Below are 485 nucleotides of genomic sequence, written 5' to 3'. Positions count from 1 at the left end.
GATGTGTTTGCAGCATTTGTAAACAATGCCCTGGGTACGTACCTGGATGCAGCTGACATCAAAGCCCTGTATGCCATGAAAGGCAAAATGGTTATCAACGACAACTGTACGGCATATGCCGGTGGCGCCGGTTGCGGCTCTTCGGTAAAAGTGTACAAATCAGACCTGCTGTTGTGCGGCGTTAATACCGAACCTACGTTTATCCCGCTGCCTGAAAGCGTGTTGCCGACTGCCTGCAAAGACTCGGCCGCAATGGCCTGGGCCGCCACGCAGGAGATCTATAACTTCCGCCGCGACTCGCTGCTGGGCAACTTCGATGATGCCTATACGCAAAAGTGTTTATCGGCGGCTACCATTGAAGGCCTGACAATGACGGTGACTAACCAGGTGGGTGAATACCAGTATACCCTGTATTACTACGATCAGGCAGGTAACCTGGTAAAAACTGTTCCTCCTGCAGGGGTGGTGGTCAACCGCGATCCGGT

1 protein-coding gene is annotated in these 485 nt (G+C 53.0%); it reads left to right on the top strand.

Annotated features, from left to right (window positions below; translation table 11 throughout):
• Positions 1-485: hypothetical protein (locus A3860_RS40980; RefSeq protein ID WP_158085161.1), on the top strand; the 485-nt coding region annotated here is incomplete at both ends.

This window comes from Niastella vici, assembly GCF_002077945.1.
Taxonomy (GTDB): domain Bacteria; phylum Bacteroidota; class Bacteroidia; order Chitinophagales; family Chitinophagaceae; genus Niastella; species Niastella vici.
The sequence above is the reverse complement of the archived record's forward strand: the minus strand, read 5'-3'. Positions and strand labels throughout refer to the sequence as shown.